Origin of the sequence: Leptospira bouyouniensis (genome assembly GCF_004769525.1) — a bacterium.
Taxonomy (GTDB): Bacteria; Spirochaetota; Leptospiria; order Leptospirales; family Leptospiraceae; genus Leptospira_A; species Leptospira_A bouyouniensis.
Window position 1 is genome coordinate 569,860 of the sequence record NZ_RQFT01000012.1, and the last position, 21,346, is coordinate 591,205.

The window sequence follows — 21,346 nt, forward strand, 5'->3', positions numbered from 1 at the left end:
TGTCTATGTCTCGAAACCTTCCGATATTTCCCGTATGGACCCTAAAAAATCCGTATGGGGATGGACTTTGCCTAGAAAAGATTTCCTCCCGTATTTATTCGTATTTTCTGGAGTATTTTTACTGTTATCCCTTTTTTCCTTCCAAGAAGGAGAGGATGGGTCACTTTTCAATTGGTTTGGAAGGCTTGGGCATTATATCGCTCTCACCCTTTTTTACTTACTTGGAAAAGCTTCCTTTTTACTCGCTGGGTTCGTTTTGCTTTTGGGTGTCCTTTCTCTTAGAAACCCTGAATTTGATAGTTTGAGTAAGGCATTATTTTTTCCTCTATTTCTCATCGCTACCACTGTGAGTTTGAACTTACTGGAAACTCCGATGGGCCATGTCGGAGATAGTGGTGGGATCCTCGGCCAATTTTTTTCTTGGATTTTTTCTTATCTCTTTGGAGAGACAGGGCGTGTCCTTGTTGTTTTTTTTCTGTATTTATACTTTGCCGTGATTTGGTTGGAAGACGGGGCTTGGTCTTATACCTTTTCTACCATCCATTCCGTTTCTGAAAAATTATATCACCTCATGGGAGGAAGGAAAGAGTTCCCTCATCTCAAACTACCTTCCTTTATGGAATCAGTTGTGTCCACACGCCGTGCGCCTGAAGCGGACGTGAAACAAAAAAATTGGTTCCAAGTGCAAACAGAAGAAGAGTCCAAAGAAGATTTGGCTCATCATTTTTGGAATGTAGTCGCAAAGGAAAATTTGAAAAACCCAGAAGGTACAAAAACTACCTCGTCTTTTTCATCCAATGGAGTTTGGGACAAAGAATCTGCTCTGTCCGATACACACAAGTTGGCTCAATCGGCAAAACAAAATTTAACATCGGTTCGCTTCCAAAATACAAATCATTTTGGCGGTTTTTTTGATGCATCAGAAACTGTATTTCGTTTCCAAAAACAAAATGGAAGCCATCCCTTTGTGGAGTCAGGACAAAAAGAATCCAAACCCCGCGTCCAACTCACAGACAAACGCAAAGAGGTGGAATCGGGAAACGAAGGTTTCCAATCCTTTGATGAAGGAAAAGAAGAGGACCGAGAATCCAAAATCATTTTCCAATTCCCCGAAGCAAAATGGAAACCAAAACTCGAACCTACTTTGGCTCTTGATGAATTGGAACTTCCCAAACTAAATCCAATTAAATCCGCGTTAGGTGAAAATCCATTTCCTTTTGCAAAACGTAATTTGGATTCGTTTCCCCTTGCAGCTGACACGTCTGATTGGGTAGATTCTGAAGTGAATCCCGATGGATACGAACTCAAAGAAACGCAAAAAATATATATCGAAAGTGAGTTTGAGGAGGAGACGGAAGCAGAAGAAAATTCTCCAACAATTACCATCCCGATCCCAGAATCGGTACGTTTGTCACTAGTGGAAGAAACTGGTTTTGAAACAGATACATTCGATCTTTCCGATGATGAAGAAACAGACTCCTCTTCGTTAGAGGGAAATGAATTTGAGTTTGAAGAAGAAACATTGGAAACATTAGCAGTGGAAGAATCATCTCCGATGGTTCGTTCCAATTTAAGCGCTGGCAATTTCGGTAAGAAAAAACAACCTCCAAAAGACACGAAAGAACAGCAAGAACTCATGTTTGGTTCCATGGTACCAAAACCCAAATTGAAAAAAGGGAAATATTATATTTCTCCTAGGTTACTTGCGTCCCACCAAGTGCCTGTCGCCAATATTTTAAAAAATGATTCAGAACTCGACCTGATCGCCAAAAAAATCGAAGAGTCCACAGGTCACTTCGGCATTGAATCAAAGGTCATCACCAAAGAACGAGGACCAATCATCACTCGTTACGAAATCACTATTCCAAACGGAATCAAATTGAACCGAATTGTTTCCTTATCCGATGAGATCAGAGCCTACCTCGAAGTGAAAAATATCCGGATTGTAGCACCTATCCCTGGTAAGGCGTCCATTGGAATTGAAGTTCCAAACCGAGTGCGAGAAGATGTGTTTTTATCAGAAATCTTAAAAGACACCATCCTCCAACAAAAAGCGAAAGACCTTTCGATTTGTATTGGTAAGGATATTTCTGGAAAACTAGTGATGATTGATATCGCCAAACTTCCACACTTACTTGTCGCAGGGACAACGGGATCAGGAAAGTCGGTGAGTATCAATGCAATGATCACAAGCCTGATCTGTACTCGTTCTCCTGAAGAAGTGAGATTTATCATGATCGATCCAAAGATGGTGGAGATGACCCTTTACGAAGGAATCCCTCATCTACTGATGCCTGTCATCACCGATCCAAAAAAAGCAACAAAGGCATTGTCATGGGCCATCCAAGAGATGGAGAGTCGTTACCAAATGATTTCCCAATTGAAAAGTCGGGACTTTAAAAGTTTCAATGAAAAGGTAGAGGAATATGCCCATGCCAAAGGGTTCCAAAAACTCCCATACATCGTGATCTTCATTGATGAGCTTGCGGACCTCATGATGGTTTCTGGGAAAGATTTAGAAGAACAAATCCAACGTATTTCCCAAAAAGCAAGGGCAGTGGGAATCCATTTGGTCATGGCAACACAAAGGCCATCGGTGGATGTAATCACTGGGGTCATCAAAGCAAACTGCCCAGCTCGTGTTGCCTTCCAAGTGGCTCAAAAAACAGATTCACGTACGATCCTTGATACCAGTGGGGCCGAAACCTTACTGGGAAAAGGGGACTTTTTATACCGTTCGCCGACATCGAGTGACCTCATGCGGATCCAAGCTCCTTACATTGAAGAGAAGGAAATTGATTCCATTGTCGAAGAGGCGAAAAAGCAAGGGGCTCCCGCATATGTGGAAATGAACTGGGACGATGAAACGAATATCGAAATGGCCTCTGATGAAGATGAAGAACTCTTCGATGAAGCTTGGAATATTGTCGTGACCGAAAAAAAAGCCAGTGCGAGTTATTTGCAACGTAGGATGAGGATTGGATACAACAAAGCGGCAAGGCTTATGGAACTCATGGAAATGAGGGGTTATGTTTCTCCGCAAGTCGGGGCAAAACCTCGGGAAATCTTACGTTCAGCGTAAATCATCGACAAGAGAAGTTTGTCTGAAAAACTGGGAATCTATGAAAGTATGGATCGGATTTTTGTTACTTGTTTTGGGAGTTTCTTTGGAGGCCCAAACAAGTCCGGCTCACAATTGGCATTCCCCTTCGGAAGTAGTCAAAAAGATCAAAAAAAACTTCAGCGAAATCAATTCGTATTCGGCTGATTTTCTCATCAAAACGGAAGACAACAAAAAAGAAAAACAGATGCGTGGGAAATGTTTCTACAAACGCCCCGGAAAAATTCGTTATAACTTTGCTGAGCCAGAAGGTGACGAAATTGTTTCCGATGGAAAAACCCTCCATATCTTTATCAAACGTTTAGGTGCAGTTGGCAAACAAGACCTTACCCTTGATCGTAAAAATTCCTCAGGTCCTATCTTTACGACAAACAGTCCCGATGGTCTAAACCGTCTCTTTCGAAAATACCATTATAAATTTGATACCATCGAACAGCCTCGTTCTGTCGGTGATGCTACAAAATACTTCGTTCTCGATCTCGACCAAAGGGAAAAAATTGGTGGGTTTGAAAAGATGAAACTCTTCGTGGATTCAGAATCTTACTTAATTAAAAAAGCAGTGGCGACCGATGGTCGTGGCAAAGTCACAACGATAACATTTTCAAATATCAATTTTTCGGAAGAAATCCAAGATGGAGTTTTCAATTTTCATATGAGCGGGAACGCGAAGATTGTCAACAACCCACTTGTCTCTGAGAACTAAACCTAAGAGGAGTTCATTTTGAATACAAAACGAGTTGGTCAGATCCTAAGAGAAGCAAGAGAAGACAAAAAACTTTCTGTGAAAGATGTCGCAAAAGAAACAAACATTGCGGCCAAATACATCATCGCTTTGGAAACGGAAGATTATTCTCAGTTCCCAGCCGAAACCTTTGCTCTTGGTTTTTTAAAAAATTATGCCAGTTATTTAAAATTGGATACTGCGATGTTACTCAATTTATATCGCGGGGAACAAATTGAAGAATCACAAGCACCTCTTGAAGAACTCACTCGTCCGACAACCACTCCATTTAGTTTAGACCGCAATAAAATCATAAGCCTTGTTTCCCTCTTTTTGTTTGTGATCTCGGCGTATATCATCTACATCAGTTTTGAAGATTCAGGTTCTGTTTCCATGGATGAAGACAACACTGAGGTGAGCCAAAGTGTTGAACCGACGAGTAGTTCAGACATTCCTTCTGGTATCAATTTTGTATCCCAAAGTGTTCCTGAAAATGCAAGTGTACCGTTTATCCTCACGGAAGACCGTGGTGTGAGTTTTAGTGTGAACAACCAACAGTGTAAGATGTTTATCAAAGGTGTTTCCAATGGAAAAGCAAACCTCGGATTCAATATTTTCCCTGAAAAAAATGTATATTTTTTCCAAACGGCAGAAGGGGAAGAAACCATCCTTTCTTATAAAATAGAAGAACTTTCCTCACTTCGTCGTGATATCCGAGTGGTGACACAAGCTGTGACAGAAAAATCAGCGAAAGTCCTTGTGACTTTAAAAGAAGAAAGGGAAGGGGTTGCTGTGAAATCTCCTGTAGGAGATGTTCCTATCCAAGTAACACTGTTTTTCTCTAAACCAAGTTACGTTGAATTTGTATTAGATGGTCAAATGGGCGAACGAGGACTTGTTTCTGCGGGTGAAGTAAAACACTTAGAAGCCCGTGATAGACTCGAAATCAAAGTTGGGGATGGTGGGGCAGTGGAGATGGTGCAAAATGGAAAAGAACGAGTGGTTCTCGGGAAACCAGGAAAACTTGTGAAAAAAATCTTTATTCGCAAACCAAATCCATACGACTCCACTCAGTCCATTATTGGAGAGTTAGGCGAATAATGCCAAAACAAAAGGACAAAACGGAAGTGACACCAAAGTCGTTTTTCATTACAACCTTAGGTTGTCCGAAAAACACGGTGGACTCAATGGCAATGCACCAGTCCTTATTAAAAGAAGGACTACTCCCAGCTGCAGACCCAGAAGCCAGTGATTTTCACTTAGTGAATACTTGTACCTTTATCCAAGATGCTACAAAAGAAACCATCCAAACCATCCTTGATTCCATTGATATCAAAAAGAAAAACAAACAAAAGTTAGTTGTCGTTGGCTGTTTTGCGGAACGTGCAGGAAAGGAAATCTCTGCTGACCTTCCAGAAGTGGACCTTCATTTTGGTACAGGAAAGTATGACAAAGCAGGGGAAATCCTTCGAAACACCTTCCCACTCGACTTCAAAGACTTAACAGAATTCAATGAAGACCTTTTGGAAAGATTAAAAACTTCGAAAGGCATTGAAAACTATTCCAAACCATATTCCTACGTGAAAATCTCTGATGGATGTAACCGAGGTTGCCATTTTTGTATCATTCCCAATTTACGTGGGAAGTACAGGGACACAGACATCAATGATGTCTTAGAACAAACGAAACTTGCGATCAAAGCTGGTTCGAAAGAAATCTGCCTTGTTTCCCAAGACACTGTTTTTTATGGCAAGGACACAGACAAACTCATGGACTTGGTTCGCTCTGTGGCGGCGGTCGAGGGACTTGAAATATTGAGACTCCTCTATTTGTATCCAGATAAAAAAACTGAAAAGTTACTCGATCTGTACCGAGAAATTCCTAAAATTGCCCCGTATTTGGAAAGCCCATTGCAACATGTTTCCAAATCCGTTTTAAAATCTATGAACCGCACGGGCGATTATGAATTCTTTAAATCTCTTTTCCAAAAAGCAAGGGACATCCGACCTGATTTAGAAATCCGCACTTCCTTCATCCTTGGGTTTCCTGGAGAAACCATGGAAGATGTCGAAGAGATCATTCGTTTTGTGGAAGATGTGAAACCGGAAAAGGTAAATCTTTTTCCTTATTCACCACAAGACGGAACCAAAGGGGCAACGATGGAAGGACAACTGAAAGACAAAGAGATTGCACGCCGTGTGAATCTAGTCCGTGATGCCTATCTTGGAACCTTAAAATCCATCCACCAAAACCGAATAGGCAAAGTATACTCTTGTGTCGTAGATGAAGTGTTAGACGAAGGAGCCATTGTCCGACGCCTACAAGATGCGCCAGAAATTGATGAAGTTGTGTATGTGGAAGAAAAAGGATTAAAAGTCGGCCAATTTGGAAAGGTCAGAGTGGATTCTTTTTACGAACTGGATATGTCAGGGACTTGGGTGGTTTAGTGGAAGATTGGAAAACCATTGCCAATATCCCAAACCTACTAACGGTCCTTAGGGTTCTTGCTTTACCGTTTTTTATTTTTGCCCTATTCCAAAAAGAATGGGAATACCAGATCTTTGCCTTTGTCATTTTTGCACTTGCATCCCTAACTGATTTGGTTGATGGGTATCTGGCACGAAAATGGAACCAACAAACTGAATTTGGAAAATTTTTAGACCCACTTGCTGATAAATTTTTAGTCATTGGTTGTTTTGTTACTTTTTTATTCATCCATGAACCCATTGAAGTTTGGATGGTGGTTCTCATTGTAGGGCGGGACATGCTCATCACTTTCCTTCGTTATATTGCGGTTCGTTCGGGAAATAGTTTGCGTACGACCATGATGGGAAAGGTCAAAACTGCTTTCCAAATGGGTGCAATCCTTATCATTCTCGTTGTGTTTATGCTCATCTCTGGAAAACGCCGTGCCATGATCAACGAAACCTATGCGATGGGAAAATTGGCTGGGTATTCTACTTTTGAAGTCGCATCGCAACATGCCAACGAGTTTTATACAATGGTGAAAACGTCGGAGAATTTAACGTTCAAAGATTTTTTTGATTCCATTGCTTCCTTTGTTCCTTATTTCGGAATGTTATTCACTACTTTTATCACTGTGATCTCGGGCCTTCGTTACATTGTTACCAATTATCAACTGTTAACCTTTTCAAATCTCAAAAGGATTTTTTATGACCGCTCCCACAATTAAAGATATACTTGGCCAAGTGGTGTCTGGACACCATTTGGTGGATACCCATGCTGAATTCTTTTTAAACGAAGTCATGGATGGGAAAGTTCCCGAACCTATGCTTGCTTCCTTTCTCACTGCTATGAAAATGAAAGGAGAAACAACGGACGAACTTTTTGGTTTTGTGCGAGCTATGCGCCACCATGCAATTAAACCTAAAACTAACTTTGGTTTTGATTTTTTAGATACATGTGGGACAGGTGGGGATGGAAAGGGAACACTCAATGTTTCCACTCTTTCTGCACTCACACTCGCAAGTCTTGGCCATAAAGTGGCAAAACATGGAAACCGTTCTGTCTCTTCGTTATCAGGGAGCTCCGATATCCTATCGGGACTAGGGTATCCTTTGGAACGAACCCACGAAGAATGTGAAAACGAATTCCTCCGCACAGGGTTTGTGTTTTTATTTGCACCGGCTTGGCACCCTGCAATGAAGTATGCAGGTCCAGTGAGAGCCGCACTTGGGTTTCGGACATTTTTCAATCTGATAGGACCACTTTCCAATCCGTTTTCACCTACCCACCAAATTGTTGGGGTTTATGACCGATCACTTTGCCTACCGATGGCGGAAATTTTGGGGAAACTGGGTTTGAAGCAAGCGATTGTTTGCCATTCTCAGGATGGATTGGATGAGTTTTCCATTTTCGAACCAACTGACTATGCCTTTTTTGATGGAAAGGACACACAAGAACTTCGTTTTGACCCGAAGGAACTTCGTTTGACTGAGAGTGAACTTGATCGAAATACAGTGTTCTCTTCCTCTAAAGAAGGAGCGGAAGCGCTATTCCGTGCCGTTTTGGACCCAAGTTCGGCAACGGGAGGGACTGCCATGGTCTCTTTGAACGCAGGTGTTTCCCTATTTTTACTTGGTGCAGTGAAAGATGTAAAGACAGGGTATGAAATCGCAAGAGATGCCTTACTCTCGAAAAAAGTTCTCCGATTCGTTCGTGAAACATTGAATTTAAGATCAGCCCTGTAAACATTGGATAAATAGCTATGTTCAATTTAGATTTTTTAACATCACAATTCCTAATCCTTGCCCAAGAAGAGGGAGCAAAGTCTTCCCTTCAGTCCCTCATCATCATTCCGATAATGCTCGTCGCAATGTACTTTCTTGTGATCCTTCCGAACAAAAAAGAAGAGAAAAAAAGAAAAGAAATGATCGGTAACTTACAAAAAGGTGATACAGTGGTCACAAGTAGCGGGCTTCACGGCAAAATCGTAGAATTCAAAGACAATAACGAAACTGTTGTTCTTAGTATCTCAGCCAATACGAATGTAACGTTTGATACTAGTGCCATTCTAAAGAAAAAAGCATAAGATGAAACATTTCTTCTGTATACTCCTTATTGTTTTGTTTTCTACTTCTCTTTTTTCACAAGAGGGTTTGGATTTTTTGGATAAAGTAAACGATAAACCGAAAACTACCACAAAACCCAAAGAAGACTCTGTCCAAACCTCAACAAAAAAGCAAAACAATGTTGTTTCTACGGCAGGAACAACTACAGGGAAAAAGAAGAAATCTAAAAAGAAATCAAAACAAACACAACTGACAACTGAAGCACTTCCACAAAACAACAATTTGGTGACAAACCAAAATGCGAATCCAATTGTGAATGAAAAAACTTTGAATCCTGTTGAAAAACAACCAGCAGTGATTGAAGAAGAAGAAGTAGTTTCCAATGCATTGTGGATGGATTCACCAGTGTCAGCAGAACCAGTGGGACTTCCTGGCTTCAGTGGAGAAGTAAAACTTAGTAATAAAGAAATTACTAATGCTGGTTCGGAAACAAATGGTGTAAAAGATCCAGGAAAATCTTTTTTTAATTTTTCCGAATTTTTTGCCAAATACAAAAAAGCGATGATGATCCTTGGGATTATTATCCTCTTTGCTTTTTACAGACTTAGATCCGCACGTCCAGGCTCTAGCAGTCGTTCTTATAGAAGATAAAATTTTTAGGAGCAAATCAACTTGCAATCGTATCGACTCTTACTTCTACCATTTTTCATTTTAGTGGTATCATTTACCATTTTGTATCCAAACTTTGCCGACCGAACTTTGAAACTGGTGGTGAGAGAGGATGTTTATTCCCTTCCTGAAGAAGATCAAAAAACACTTGTTAATGGATTGTTTGAAAGGTGGGAGAAGGATTATGGAAAAAGTTCAGGTTGGACTATTGAGCCAAAAGGGACACTCCCTCCTAAAGAAAATCCTTTTTATACTGTGAATGGCAGATTTATTACTTCTGCCAAAATCAATCAAATATCACAAGAGAACCAAAGTTTGGTGAATGAAGGCAAAAACAAATTAGAACCTACTTGGATCGAGAACATGATCCGTGGCGGTAAGTCTTTGTCTATCAAACTTGGTCTGGATTTACAAGGTGGAATGCGAGTGGTTTTAAAAGGTGATTTTGAAGATTATACTTCGAAATTAAGAGACCTTTATGCAAAGGAAATCACCGAATTGAATGTTACTCTTAATAATTCACTTGCAAAACCAGATGACATCGAAAAGGCAAAAAATCGTCTCGCAGAAATAGAATCCAGTTTTGATTTATCGCCAATGCGTAAAATTGTCGAACTAGAAAAAGCAAAGATGATCATCGACAATCGTTTAACAACACAAAACTTAACAGAACCACAAGTTAGGATCCAAAAGGAACAAGATGCGATTGAAGTATCACTTCCAGGAGTTTCCAATTCTGCAGCGATCTTAGAGATTTTACAAAATACTGAAACAGTCGAATACCGATTAGAAGAACCAAATTCTTTTACATATAAAAAAATCATAAGTGATAGTGAAAGTCGACTTATGGAGCTTGGACAAAGAGAAAAAACTGACATTTATCTTTTCCAAGAACTTGTTAAAAACAAAGCAGGGAAAAAAGCCCAAGATGAGTTTCTTGCAGGCCTTGAAAAAAAATACAATATTCCAAAAGATTATAAGGTATATGCAATGTGGGCTCGCGGTAATTCTGCAAAGTCCACTTTACTTCCTAGGAGTTTTGTTGTATTAGAAAGAAAAATTGCTCTTTCTGGAAATGATATGACCAATGCACAACCGTCATATAATTCCAACTCATATGGATGGATGGTAAGTTTTACGCTGACTCCAAATGGGGCTGAGAAATTTTTTGATTTAACTTCGGAAAATCGGGGCCGTAACCTAGCAATTGTTTGGGGAGATAAAGTTATCTCCAATCCTGTGATCAATGACCCGATTGCTGGCGGAAGAGCTGAGATTTCAGGAAGTTTTTCAGAACAAGAAGCAATTCGATTGGCGAATGTCATTTCTGAAGGCGCCCTGCCGATTCCTCTTTCTGTTCTTGAGATGCGTTTTATTGGACCAACTCTCGGGATTGAATCGATTGAAGTTGGTGTAAAAGCTGTTGCGATTGGATTTTTTCTCGTAATGGTATATATGATCTTCTACTACCGGTTAGGTGGATTTATAGCAGACTTATCGTTACTTGTAAATATCATTATTCTTGCGGCTCTCCTTACTTTAATGGACTTTACACTTACTTTGCCAGGGATTGCGGGGATTATCTTAACTGCAGGTATGGCAGTAGATGCAAACGTGATTATTTATGAGAGGATTCGTGAGGAAATCGAAGAAGGGCGTGCACTTTCGATTGCCGTCACAAGAGGTTTTGAAAATGCTTTCTGGACCATTATGGATGCAAACGTAACCACTCTCATTGCAGGGATTTTAATGATCCGTCTCGGAAATGGACCTATCAAAGGTTTTGCGATCACTCTTTGTTGGGGAATTGTCACAACACTTTTCACATCCTTATTTTTGTCTCGTTTGTTTATGGAACTTTCCGTTAATCGATTCGGAATCCATCATTTGAACCTAAGACCTTTTTTCTTTGGAAAAAAAGAGGTAAAACATGTATAATATCAATTTCACGAAGTATAAATATTTCACTCTGAGTATTTCTTTTTTGGCCATAGTTTTAGGATTTGTCATCACCTTCGCTAAGTATGGTGGGTTTGCTCACTCACTCGATTTTAATGGTGGACTAAGGACAGTTGTAGAATTACCCAAGGATAAAACTCGTGCGGACTTAGAATCCTATTTCCAAACGAAAAAAATTGAAGCGGTTGTCATCTTACTCGAAAAAGAAAAAAACATTTTTCAATTGGACATCGGACTTGGCTCACTTTCTACGATTGAAGAGTTGTTTAAAGAAATTCCCGAAGACAAAAGGGAATCTTCTACATCTGCAATTGACAGGTTTGTGCAACTACTTCGATTTGAATTTAACTTACCGAAAGAAAAGGTATTATCTGCAGACCAAGTGGGCGCTGTAGTAGGTGGGGAACTCACAGAAGTGGGTATCACATTACTCCTAACAACACTTGGGATTATCCTATTGTATTTAAGTATTCGATCTCAATTTAAGTTTGCCCTCGCATCTGCAATTGCTCTTGTGCATGACATTCTCATGACTCTTGCTCTCATTGGATTTTTACAAATCAAACCTAGTGTTCCGATCATCGCAGCCCTCCTTACGTTACTTGGTTACTCCATAAACGATAAAATTGTTGTATTTGACCGGATCCGTGAGAATGCTCATGGTAAAGACAATTTAGCACTTTCCAACATCATCAACGTATCTATTTCGCAAACATTGGGAAGGACGATCAATACATCCTTTACAACAATGATTTCGGTAGTAGCAATCATTGTTGGTGGTGCAGCCGAATTGTATGATTTTGCATTTGTTTTACTATTTGGTGTGATTGTCGGAACCTATTCTTCCATCTACATTGCGGCTCCTATTTCTGAGATTTATGATAGGCTCAGGAAAAAAAGATTCACTTAATAGGGATTAGATGAATGTAGAGAAAAGGAAAGAACTTTATTCTCTGCATTCCCTGCTTGGGTTTCTTGCCATGGGAAAAACTGGTGGAAACCCTCCTGTCTCAGCCGTTCTCACAGATTTAAATGGCAATGTTATAGAAAAAGCTCACACCCAAGAGTATGGTGGAAACCATGCTGAAAGGGAACTTTTTTCATTACTTCAAAAACAACATTCTTTAAATCAAATCATTCCAAAAGAAAGTCCATTATCGGAAACTAACGAAGCAGATACGAGTCAGAAGAATACGAATTCGGGAGTTTTTCTTTCTGACTTCATTTTATCGGTAAGCCTTGAACCTTGTACCCATTTTGGAAAAACACCACCTTGCCGTGATTTGGTGCTCGAATCCAAACCAAAAGAACTTTTGATTGGTTGGAAAGATCCAAATCCATTGGTTATATCAGGAGACTGGGAATCCTATCAGGAAAAGGGCATTACCGTTCGTTTGGATCCAATGCTTGCCAATACATCTATTCCATATTTGCAAGGTTTTATAAAACGTATACAAACGGGATTACCTTGGGTTTGGATCAAATCTGCGACTTCCAAAGAAGGAAATTACGCTGATTCATCTCTTAAAAAAGAGCGAGTGAGTTCGGTTGAAATCGATCTCTACTTACAAATCTTACGAGCAAAATTTGATGCTGTGGCATGTGGTCCGAATACAATCTTTATCGATGAACCATCGTTACACTTTCGGATCACTGAGGAAATGATCCGTTTGGCGGGGTTACCAAAACGTCAAACAGAACTAATTCCTTTTTTTGAAGCAGCAACAAATTTGTTTACTTCACTTACAAAATGGGCAAGGGACACAACTTTACTCCACCAATTAGAAGAAGGAAAATACCAACCCTATCGAGTCTTTGTTTTGGATCCAAAACGTCTACCTAGTGAGAATTTTTTCTCCAAACAAATGGAACTTAATGATCGTTACGGTGAAAAAAAATGTATTTTTTTTGTAATTGTGGATACTATTAATGTTGAAGCAGAAATATTTGATTTGCCTTTCGAAATCAGAAACCAAATGGAAACACTTTCCCTACATCCTATTTTTCCTATAGGGAAAAATGACGGGGACCTATTTTTAAAAACCCTGGGAAAATTTGGAATTAATTCTTTGTTATGCGAAGCAGGTAGTTTTTTTCCTAACTTTTTAAACGAAAATTTGTCAGATGAAGATTGTATATTAGAAATTCGAAATTTTGAAAAATCAATTCCTCATGGGATTCCATTTGTTTACCAAAATGAGCACATCCTTTCTGAATTTAAAATTGGTTCCAATTCTGTATTCATACGAAAACCAAAAAGGAGTACATAGAATATGTTTACTGGACTTGTTGAAACTTTAGGGAAAGTCGTTCAAATCGAACCTATTGATTCTGGAATTCAATTTACCATCCAAACGGAATGGGAAAATCCAGATATCAAACTTGGTGACTCAATTGCCATAAACGGTGCTTGTATGACCGTTACAAAATTTTCTGACTTGGGGAATTTATTCCAATTTTATGCTTCGTTTAAATCATTGGAGTTAACCAACTTGTCTCGGTTAGGGGAAGGATCCCTCGTGAATTTGGAACGTGCCATGGCACTAGGGCAAAGGTTTGGTGGTCATATGGTCCAAGGTCATGTGGATGGCATGGCAATAGTAATCAGTCGCAAACAAATTGAAAATGAAGTGGAAGAGTTTTGGGTGGAAATTCCAGAAGATTTAAGACGTTTTTTTGTAAAAAAAGGATCTGTTACTTTAGATGGAATCAGTCTCACCGTAGTCGATGTAAAAGATGGGAATATCCAACTGATTCTTATTCCAGAAACCATACAAAAAACCAATGCAAACTCTTGGAAAAAGGATCAACGACTGAATGTCGAGGTGGATGTCCTAGCCAAATACATTGAAAATTATTTGGCAGGCAGACAACTTTAAATGGAATTAATTTCTTTTTAATAAATCATCAATATCGGAATCAGAATCTGCATCAATGTACTTGGATTGAAAGTCAGAGCTATTCATGATTTCGAAAAACATATCAAGCTTTGCTAATTTAAATACATTTTGGATCATCGGTTTCATACCAACAAGTAAAAGTTTTCCCTTTTTGTTTTTAAGAGAATTAAGGCTTTTGATAAGAGACCCAATCCCAGATGAATCAATGTAATCGAGCCGACTCATTTCGATGGAAACGAGGTTTGGACTTGATTCAATCAATTTGTTGAAAATGGATTCAAACTCTTCTGTGGACTCAATATCAAATTTCCCAGCGATTTCGATGGTTTTGATCTTTCCTATTGTGTTTAATTTCAGCTCCACAAGTCCTCCGATCCGGAACATTTAGACAAAAGAAATAGGAAAAATCAATGAATTTCTTTGGGAATCTTCTTTAATTCGGAACGGCTTTCAGAGTTTTAGTATATAGAGGCCTTTCCCAATGATACGTCCGATCGAAGAAGCAATCGAAGAAATCCGCCAAGGCAAAATGATCATCCTCGTCGATTCTGAAGACAGAGAAAACGAAGGTGATTTGGTCTGCGCGTCCCAGTTTGCAGACAAAGACAAAATCAATTTTATGGCGACCCATGGACGTGGACTCATTTGTGTCCCAATGGAGCGGGAAAGGTTACAAAGTTTGGGTCTCGGCAAAATGGTAGATGACCTTACACTTGGTGACAAACATGGGACTGCATTTACCGTTTCAGTGGATGCAAAATTTGGAACTAGTACGGGAATTTCGGCCCACGACAGAGCCAAAACAGTAGAAGTCTTACTCGATCCCAAAACAAAACCAGATGATCTCATGCGACCAGGTCACTTGTTTCCTCTGCAAGCAGTGACAGGTGGAGTGTTACGTCGGGCAGGTCATACTGAAGCAGCTGTCGACTTATCTAAGTTAGCTGGCTTATACCCAAGTGGTGTCATCTGTGAAATCATGAATGATGATGGTTCCATGGCAAGGATCCCTGATTTAGAAAAATTTGCCAAAACCCACGGACTCAATATTTATACGATAGAAGACCTGATCCGATACCGTAGACATAAAGAAAAACTCATCCACTTAGAAGTGGAAGCAAATCTTCCAACAGAGTTTGGTGATTTTAAAATCAAAGCCTATTCGACTCAAATTGATGATAAAATTCACATGGCACTCGTGAAAGGAGATATCGAACCTGACAAACCAGTGCTCGTTCGAGTTCATAGCGAGTGTTTGACGGGAGATATCTTTTCTTCACAACGTTGTGATTGTGGACCTCAACTCCACAACGCTCTCCGAATGATTGAAAAAGAAGGGCGGGGAGTTTTACTTTATATGCGCCAAGAAGGGAGAGGGATTGGGATCATTAACAAACTCAAAGCCTATTCTTTACAAGAAGGTGGGCTTGATACTGTGGAAGCCAATGAAAAATTAGGATTTGCTCCAGATTTACGTGAATATGGAATCGGGGCTCAGATCCTCCGAGACATTGGTGTTAAACAAATGAAGCTAATCACGAATAACCCTCGTAAGATTGTGGGTCTTGAGGGATACAACCTCCATGTGACAGAAAGGGTTCCCATTGAAATCGATCCTGTGGAAGAAAATCAAAAGTACCTTCAAACGAAAAAAACGAAACTTGGGCACCTATTAAACTTACACGGTTAGTTGTTTTTGACTTTCGCAGGGTTATAAAGTATACAAATCATCTAAGGTGATAATCGAGTCCTTTCCCAACTCGAGTTTTTCCTTTCAAATAAAATCCGATCATGAAGTCGGCCCACTCGTCCTTGCCAAAATTCGATTTTGGTTGGATAAACCGAATACCCGCCCCAAAACTCTGGCATTGGTATCTCTTTCCCTTCCCATTCTTTGGAAAGGGATTTGAATTTGGATTCTAGTTTTTCTCTCGATGATACCACCGAACTCTGATTTGATGTATGGGCACCAATTTGAGATTCTCTTGGGCGAATTTTAAAGTAGGCTTCTGATTCTTCTTTAGTGATTTTGGAGACGGTCCCTTCAATTCGGATTTGGCGTTCTAATTTTGGCCAAAAAAAATTCAAAGCAACACGATTGTTTTCCGCAATGTCTTTTCCTTTGTCCGATAGATAATTTGTAAAAAATTGGAATTCATTTCGGATAAGACCTTTTAATAGTACAATTCGTACGCTTGGTTGCCCTTCCTTGTTTACGGTCGCAAGACTCATTGCATTGGGTTCCAGTTCTTTTTCTTCTTTGGCTTCGGTAAACCATAAAGAAAAAAGTGCCAAAGGGTCGGTCCCTGCAGTTTGTTCTGAAAGTACAGAACGTTCGTAACTGTTTCGCATATTGGCTAAATCATTCAATGTTTCCATAATTTAAGTATCCCTCCCATTCATAATAGTGGACGATGAGTTTGAAAAAAAAAGTAAAAAAGATTCCAATGGAAAAATAGAGTCCCATTGGGATTTTTTTTCCTTTGAGAGACTCTCCTTTTTTTCTAAGTAAGAAACTAAAGCCGACAGCAAGTAGGTATGAAGAATTGAAATAAACCATCCAAAAAGGATTTCCTGCAATGGCCGCAAGGACAGGAGAAAATATTACATCACCAAGTCCAGTTCCTCCACGAAACAAAAGATAGATGATAAGATAAAAGAGTAAAAAACCTAAATACACATACAGGTGTGTGAAACCTGGCGTCTCTTCGAATAAAAAATAATTGGATCCAAAACCAAATCCAATGAGGAAGGGAAGGTTTTCATAATCCAGAGACAGTTTTTTTGCATCAGTCAACATCGCAATGAGTAGGTGACCTAAAAAAAATAAGAGACAAAATGTCCCAGGTAAGGATTCAGAAACAAAATAAACAAGTATCGCTATGAGTCCGAATAAGAATTCTGTTAAAGGGTATAGTTTGGCAATCTCCACCTGGCAACGATTACATTTTCCTTTGGTTAATAACCATCCAAATATCGGAACCAAATAGAGTTTGTTTACATTGGTCTTGCAACTTGGGCAGTGGCTTGGTTTAGAAAAAATGATGTTCCATCGTTTAAACCCTTGGAATTTTTTACGACCTTGTTCATAACAGTAATACAAGATCCTATCACCAAGTGTAGTATAAAAACTAGCAAGAGAAGCTGCAAAAAAAAATAGAATCATATAGGAAAGTCCAGTGGAAAGAAAATACCAGTTAGATTCTATTAGTGATTCCATGTTTTTTAGTTGGTTCTACAGAATGGATTCACGTTCTTTCGAAAGTTCCTGTAATGCCTTCATTCCACGTTTTAGAGTTTCCCATTCAGTAGCAAACGAAAGCCTTACATAATTTTTTGCATCACAGAAGATAAACCCAGGAACAAGGATGAGATCTTTTTTTACAGCACGTTTGATGAATTCTTCATCTTCGCAAGGAACTTGGAAAAATGCATAAAAGGCTCCACCTGATTTTTGGATGGGGTAGTAGTCTTTTAAGGACTCATATACAAAATCACGTTTTTCTTTGTAATCCTGGATATAAGTTGACATATCTGTTTTTAGAGCTTCGATACCTGCCCACTGTGTGATGGAAGGTGCGCACACAACCGTATACTGCTGTAAGGTGGTGAGCGCCTTGATTACTTTGTCTTCGGCAAGGATTGTGGCTAACCTAAGGCCTGTCATGTTATACGTTTTCGAGAAACCAGTGAGGGTAATTGTTTTTTCATATTCACTCCCAATGGAAAAAAACTTTCCGTCATAATCAAAGAGTTCATAAATTTCATCACTGATGAGATATGCTCCTGTGTTTTCTGCAAAGTTCGCAATGGCACGGAGTTGTTCTTTTGACAAAACCTTTCCTGTGGGATTCGATGGATTGGAAAAAATAATGAGTTTGAATTTTCGGTTCTTCAACGTTTCCAAATCCTTGGGTTCAAAGTTTTCGGAAAGGGGAACCACTTTTCCTCCATAAAACTTTAACATGGCTGGATACATTAAAAAATAAGGAGAGATGACGAGACATTCATCACCTTCATTCACGAGAGCATTAAAAAGTAAAAAGAGAGCAGAAGAAATTCCCGAAGTCACAAGGATTCTATCTTCATGGGCATATTTCATATGGTTTTGGGTTCTGTACTTTTCAGCCATTGCTGATTTTAATTCAGGAATCCCAGCTGTGAGTGTGTAAGATGTTTTCCCTTCAATGGCTGCCCGATTCATCGCTTCAATGATGTTAGGTGGGCAAGGGAAGTGGGGTTGGCCGATACTCAAATTGATAGGGTTTTGGATGCTACGTGCAAGTTCAAAGGCTTTTCGGATGGGAGAGGAGTCGATCCCATTCATTCTATTGGCAAATTCCATGGAATCATCATGGTTTTTAGGGTAGGTACGGGTCAATAGAATTTGGTTTACAGCCTACAAATGAGTAGAAATCTGAAGGATATGGAATTTGTAACCATCGCCGGCGTAAAAGTGCCTGTCCTTCCTCATTCAGAAAAATTTCCCGTTTTCCCTTCTAGCCTAGTTGAAACTGATTCGGTGAAACAAACCTTACAAAAAATCCTTTACCCGATGCTCGAAGGGATGCCAGTCCTACTCGTCGGTGATGCTGGTGTCGGAAAAAACGCTCTTATTTATTATATCAATTCACTTAGAAAACAACCTACGCTTCGATTCAGTTTTAATGAGGACACTCTCCCTGAAGATTTAATTGGATCGTATCGCATCTTACTCGATGGGAAAGGATTCACATGGTCCAATGGACCGCTTACGAACGCATTGTCAGAGGGACTCAGTTTTGTTGCAGACGAAATGAACCTTTGTGCACCAAACATCATCAAACGTTTTTCATCTGTCTACGAATCCAATTATCTCGACCTTCTCGAAGGCAGTGGGGAACGTGTGAAGGGGAAAACTGGATTTTGGTTCATTGGAACCCAAAACCCGAGTGAAGGCTTTGAAGGTCGTAAACCTTTGCCTTTTGACATCACAAAACATTTTGCTGTTGTTTATGTGGATCCTTATTCTCCCGATGAGATGTTTTTTATCCTAAAAAAAATTTATCCAATGCTTTCGGAAGAAGTATTACAACAAATCATCCGCATCAGTTTAGAATCAGAAAAAAGAATAAAGTCGGGTGAGATTGGAAAAGGGGATTTAGAAAAATACCATTTTAATTTGCGAACCCTTCAAAAGTATTGTAACCGTTTGGTATTGTTTGGTGCAAAAGACAAAACCGTTTCGGTCAGAGAAGCCCTGTATTTGTTTGAGGAACCATTCCGCAAAAAAGAGGACAAAGAAAAACAACGAGAGCTCATTGAAGCAGAGTTTGGTGGTGCTGTCAAACTAGTTCCTACTAAAGGGTATGTGCAAAATTCTACCATTTTTTGGAATGACAAGGAAATCAAAACTTGGGACGAGAAACAAACGATTTCTCTACTTTCCAAATACCCAACCCCAGAACCTATCTTACATTTTCTCGACCAGGTCTTTACCGCTATCCAAGCCAAAGAAAACATCCTCATCGAATACCGAGAAGACCAAGACCCACAAGAATTTTTACCACTATTTACGGAACTCACAGGGATTGAAATTGAATCTGTGATGTTATCCAAAGGCATGCACACATCGGATGTAGTCGGTGCCTTAAAACCTACAGAAGAAGGGAATATTGAAAGTGTGACTTGGGTTGACGGCCCACTCACACGTGCCATCCGAAAAGGGAATATTATCCTCATCTCAGGACTTGAATCAGCGGGTGCCGAACTCGTTGAAAAAATGAATATGTTAACAGATGATGCCCGCTCCCTCACTCTCCCGCCAGAGTCAGGGGAATACCTTCCGATCAAACTCACAGATACCTCTGTTGTGTTCGGGATGAAGTCTTTCCGAGCTTCAAAATCTGTCACAACCATCTCTCGTGCCTTCCGTAACCGATTCACGCCCATCCTCTTTCCAGAACTCGAAGATGTAAACGTGTTACAAGAGATTTTAGAATTCTTTCTACCAGAAGGTGTGTTGCCAAGATCCCTCGCACGTTTCCATCTGAAGGCAAAAGAACTTTCAGAAAAACGTACGATAGGTTCGGCAAATCTTATGCCTTACAGATTTGGAATCGCAAACCTTCTCAAATGGAAAAACCATATCTACCGTTACAACCAAACAGACGTAAAAGACATTGCGATCCGTGGGGGAAAGATTTATTATACGAACCAAATTGCAGATCCGAAGGAACGAAAAGAATTGGAACGTCTGTTAGAAGGTTTTCTTTCAGGAGTAGAAGTGGTCTCAACACTCTTCGAGGAAATCGAAGAGAAAAAAAAAACATTTACCACTGAGTCTGGACTAAATCGTAAAAATTGGTGGGACCCAGAACTCCATAAACGAGACCCACTCACAGGTGTTGCTAAAAAACTCAATTCCGGTGAGGAAACAAAGCGGGGAATTGAGATCAATACTCCCGAAACAGGTGGTGGCACCAAGGAAGGACCCGATGCTTGGTATGGGCAAGACACACAAGGAAACCAAGGCCAGGGAGAACCACAGGGTGGTGGTGGTGCTTGGGGGTATAGAACAGAAGAACTCTACAAACAATTCTTAAAAAAACGCCGCTTGCTTTGGGATTATTCCATTTTGGTGGGGCTCACTGAGTTTAAATCGGTGTTTGGGAAAGAACTAGAAGAAGTGGAGTTAAACCTCGAACAACTCTTTGATCCTGAAATTGACATCCACCGGATGTACAAAAACGAAGGTTCGCGGGTGGATGCACGCAAATACATCTCTTACAAAAGTGGAAGGGGTGATACTAAAATTTTTGATAAAACTACCATCGAAAAAAATGATGAAAAGCTAAAAGGGGTTGAGGTAACATTTCTCGTATCAAAGTGCAGAAGGATCTTTAACTTTGAATATTCGATTGCGATGTTGTCTGCTCTCCTTGTGAGTTTACATATCTTAAATGAACATGATATCAAAACGAGTGTCCATACTTTCTGTGATATCAAAAATTCAAAAGACACAGTTGATATTTTTAATCTCAAATCTGCCGAAGAAGACTATACCGCGGAGAAAGAAGAAGAAGTATTCAACGCACTTTGCAAAAATTGGCATGGGGATAGCATCCCTGAATACCAAGTCCTTTCAAATTGTGAACGTTATTTTTCGCCAGATGCTCAAACCAAAATCATCGTCATTCTATCGGACTTCCGAGGGCAGCGGGCAAAAACCTATATCGAAGACGAACTTGCATCTTTTGATACGCGAAAGATGAAAGAAGCTGTACTGAAAAACGAAGAGAAAAACTATGTATTTTTAGGGGTGGGACTTGGTTCGCGTTTCATTGCCGAACATGTTTTCCACGATTCTCTTCAAATCACGGCAGATAATTTTTATTCCATGCCGAATTTGATTGGGGCAGAAATTGCAAGACTCGTGCAAATCCACCATTCCTTAAGACAGTAA

General features: G+C 39.8%; 17 protein-coding genes and 2 pseudogenes. 15 read left to right on the forward strand and 4 right to left on the reverse strand.

Translation table 11 applies throughout. The features are described 5' to 3' along the window. Window positions 1-34: 34 nt before the first annotated feature. The 13 genes and pseudogenes from EHQ43_RS19905 to EHQ43_RS16885 all read left to right on the forward strand — a co-directional run. Window positions 35-1,432: pseudogene (locus EHQ43_RS19905) on the forward strand (DNA translocase FtsK 4TM domain-containing protein); the annotation flags it as partial. Beyond that, window positions 1,412-3,082, forward strand: a pseudogene (locus EHQ43_RS19890) (DNA translocase FtsK); the annotation flags it as partial. The pseudogenes EHQ43_RS19905 and EHQ43_RS19890, both read left to right, overlap by 21 nt. Before the next feature lie 40 nt (window positions 3,083-3,122). Beyond that, on the forward strand, window positions 3,123-3,824 hold the full coding sequence (locus EHQ43_RS16835; protein WP_135741705.1) for a LolA family protein: 702 nt from the start codon (window positions 3,123-3,125) through the stop codon (window positions 3,822-3,824). Window positions 3,825-3,842: 18 nt separating this feature from the next. After that, window positions 3,843-4,943, forward strand: coding sequence for a helix-turn-helix domain-containing protein (locus tag EHQ43_RS16840; RefSeq protein ID WP_135771788.1), 1,101 nt, complete (start codon window positions 3,843-3,845; stop codon window positions 4,941-4,943). Beyond that, a complete protein-coding gene (rimO, locus tag EHQ43_RS16845) occupies window positions 4,943-6,289 on the forward strand; it encodes a 30S ribosomal protein S12 methylthiotransferase RimO (RefSeq protein WP_135771789.1) in 1,347 nt (448 codons plus the stop codon). The genes EHQ43_RS16840 and rimO overlap by 1 nt, the downstream gene beginning before the upstream one ends. Then, complete coding sequence (pgsA, locus tag EHQ43_RS16850; RefSeq protein WP_135741708.1) at window positions 6,289-7,035, forward strand: CDP-diacylglycerol--glycerol-3-phosphate 3-phosphatidyltransferase; 747 nt, start codon at window positions 6,289-6,291, stop codon at window positions 7,033-7,035. The genes rimO and pgsA overlap by 1 nt, the downstream gene beginning before the upstream one ends. Beyond that, window positions 7,016-8,053 carry an anthranilate phosphoribosyltransferase gene (gene trpD / locus EHQ43_RS16855; protein WP_135754909.1) on the forward strand — a complete coding sequence of 346 codons (1,038 nt, stop codon included), beginning with the start codon at window positions 7,016-7,018 and terminating at the stop codon, window positions 8,051-8,053. The genes pgsA and trpD overlap by 20 nt, the downstream gene beginning before the upstream one ends. A 17-nt stretch (window positions 8,054-8,070) precedes the next feature. Beyond that, window positions 8,071-8,394 (forward strand): preprotein translocase subunit YajC, encoded by a 324-nt coding sequence (yajC, locus tag EHQ43_RS16860; RefSeq protein WP_135741710.1) that lies wholly within the window; start codon window positions 8,071-8,073, stop codon window positions 8,392-8,394. 1 nt (window position 8,395) lies between these two features. Then, entirely contained in the window at window positions 8,396-9,025 is a 630-nt protein-coding gene (locus tag EHQ43_RS16865; protein WP_135771790.1) for an SRP-less Sec system protein, read from the forward strand. A 21-nt stretch (window positions 9,026-9,046) separates the two neighbouring features. Then, window positions 9,047-10,981: a protein translocase subunit SecD gene (secD, locus tag EHQ43_RS16870; RefSeq protein WP_135754911.1), complete on the forward strand. Its 1,935-nt coding sequence runs from the start codon at window positions 9,047-9,049 to the stop codon at window positions 10,979-10,981. Beyond that, on the forward strand, window positions 10,974-11,912 hold the full coding sequence (gene secF / locus EHQ43_RS16875; RefSeq protein ID WP_135771791.1) for a protein translocase subunit SecF: 939 nt from the start codon (window positions 10,974-10,976) through the stop codon (window positions 11,910-11,912). The genes secD and secF overlap by 8 nt, the downstream gene beginning before the upstream one ends. Window positions 11,913-11,922: 10 nt before the next feature. After that, entirely contained in the window at window positions 11,923-13,272 is a 1,350-nt protein-coding gene (locus EHQ43_RS16880; protein ID WP_135771792.1) for a bifunctional diaminohydroxyphosphoribosylaminopyrimidine deaminase/5-amino-6-(5-phosphoribosylamino)uracil reductase RibD, read from the forward strand. A 3-nt stretch (window positions 13,273-13,275) separates the two neighbouring features. Next, window positions 13,276-13,881: a riboflavin synthase gene (locus tag EHQ43_RS16885; RefSeq protein WP_135741715.1), complete on the forward strand. Its 606-nt coding sequence runs from the start codon at window positions 13,276-13,278 to the stop codon at window positions 13,879-13,881. A gap of 6 nt (window positions 13,882-13,887) precedes the next feature. Here the strand turns inward: EHQ43_RS16885 and EHQ43_RS16890 are convergent, their stop codons facing one another. Further along, a complete protein-coding gene (locus tag EHQ43_RS16890; RefSeq protein ID WP_135741716.1) occupies window positions 13,888-14,265 on the reverse strand; it encodes an STAS domain-containing protein in 378 nt (125 codons plus the stop codon). Between the two features lie 118 nt (window positions 14,266-14,383). On the opposite strand from EHQ43_RS16890, the gene EHQ43_RS16895 reads away from it, so the two are divergent. Further along, window positions 14,384-15,592 carry a bifunctional 3,4-dihydroxy-2-butanone-4-phosphate synthase/GTP cyclohydrolase II gene (locus tag EHQ43_RS16895; RefSeq protein ID WP_135741717.1) on the forward strand — a complete coding sequence of 403 codons (1,209 nt, stop codon included), beginning with the start codon at window positions 14,384-14,386 and terminating at the stop codon, window positions 15,590-15,592. Window positions 15,593-15,633: 41 nt separating this feature from the next. On the opposite strand, the gene pdxH is transcribed toward EHQ43_RS16895, so the two are convergent. Genes pdxH through EHQ43_RS16910 form a run of 3 tightly spaced genes read right to left on the reverse strand, consistent with a single transcriptional unit; the run spans window position 15,634 to window position 18,247 of the window. Continuing rightward, a complete protein-coding gene (pdxH, locus tag EHQ43_RS16900) occupies window positions 15,634-16,272 on the reverse strand; it encodes a pyridoxamine 5'-phosphate oxidase (protein WP_208731134.1) in 639 nt (212 codons plus the stop codon). Beyond that, window positions 16,265-17,122: a prepilin peptidase gene (locus EHQ43_RS16905; protein ID WP_135771793.1), complete on the reverse strand. Its 858-nt coding sequence runs from the start codon at window positions 17,120-17,122 to the stop codon at window positions 16,265-16,267. Before EHQ43_RS16905 ends, pdxH begins: the two co-directional genes overlap by 8 nt. A 15-nt stretch (window positions 17,123-17,137) precedes the next feature. Beyond that, complete coding sequence (locus EHQ43_RS16910) at window positions 17,138-18,247, reverse strand: pyridoxal phosphate-dependent aminotransferase (RefSeq protein ID WP_208731136.1); 1,110 nt, start codon at window positions 18,245-18,247, stop codon at window positions 17,138-17,140. 81 nt (window positions 18,248-18,328) lie between these two features. Between EHQ43_RS16910 and EHQ43_RS16915 the strand changes: the two genes are divergently transcribed. Then, a complete protein-coding gene (locus EHQ43_RS16915; RefSeq protein ID WP_135771795.1) occupies window positions 18,329-21,346 on the forward strand; it encodes an AAA family ATPase in 3,018 nt (1,005 codons plus the stop codon).

Bases quoted from the DNA above. Each gene is read 5' to 3' on its own strand.
- EHQ43_RS16835 (WP_135741705.1), top strand. From the start codon at position 3,123: ATGAAAGTATGGATCGGATTTTTGTTACTTGTTTTGGGAGTTTCTTTG.
- rimO (WP_135771789.1), top strand. From the start codon at position 4,943: ATGCCAAAACAAAAGGACAAAACGGAAGTGACACCAAAGTCGTTTTTC.
- trpD (WP_135754909.1), top strand. From the start codon at position 7,016: ATGACCGCTCCCACAATTAAAGATATACTTGGCCAAGTGGTGTCTGGA.
- yajC (WP_135741710.1), top strand. From the start codon at position 8,071: ATGTTCAATTTAGATTTTTTAACATCACAATTCCTAATCCTTGCCCAA.
- EHQ43_RS16865 (WP_135771790.1), top strand. From the start codon at position 8,396: ATGAAACATTTCTTCTGTATACTCCTTATTGTTTTGTTTTCTACTTCT.
- secF (WP_135771791.1), top strand. From the start codon at position 10,974: ATGTATAATATCAATTTCACGAAGTATAAATATTTCACTCTGAGTATT.
- EHQ43_RS16880 (WP_135771792.1), top strand. From the start codon at position 11,923: ATGAATGTAGAGAAAAGGAAAGAACTTTATTCTCTGCATTCCCTGCTT.
- EHQ43_RS16885 (WP_135741715.1), top strand. From the start codon at position 13,276: ATGTTTACTGGACTTGTTGAAACTTTAGGGAAAGTCGTTCAAATCGAA.
- EHQ43_RS16895 (WP_135741717.1), top strand. From the start codon at position 14,384: ATGATACGTCCGATCGAAGAAGCAATCGAAGAAATCCGCCAAGGCAAA.
- EHQ43_RS16905 (WP_135771793.1), bottom strand. From the start codon at position 17,122: ATGGAATCACTAATAGAATCTAACTGGTATTTTCTTTCCACTGGACTT.
- EHQ43_RS16910 (WP_208731136.1), bottom strand. From the start codon at position 18,247: ATGGAATTTGCCAATAGAATGAATGGGATCGACTCCTCTCCCATCCGA.
- EHQ43_RS16915 (WP_135771795.1), top strand. From the start codon at position 18,329: ATGGAATTTGTAACCATCGCCGGCGTAAAAGTGCCTGTCCTTCCTCAT.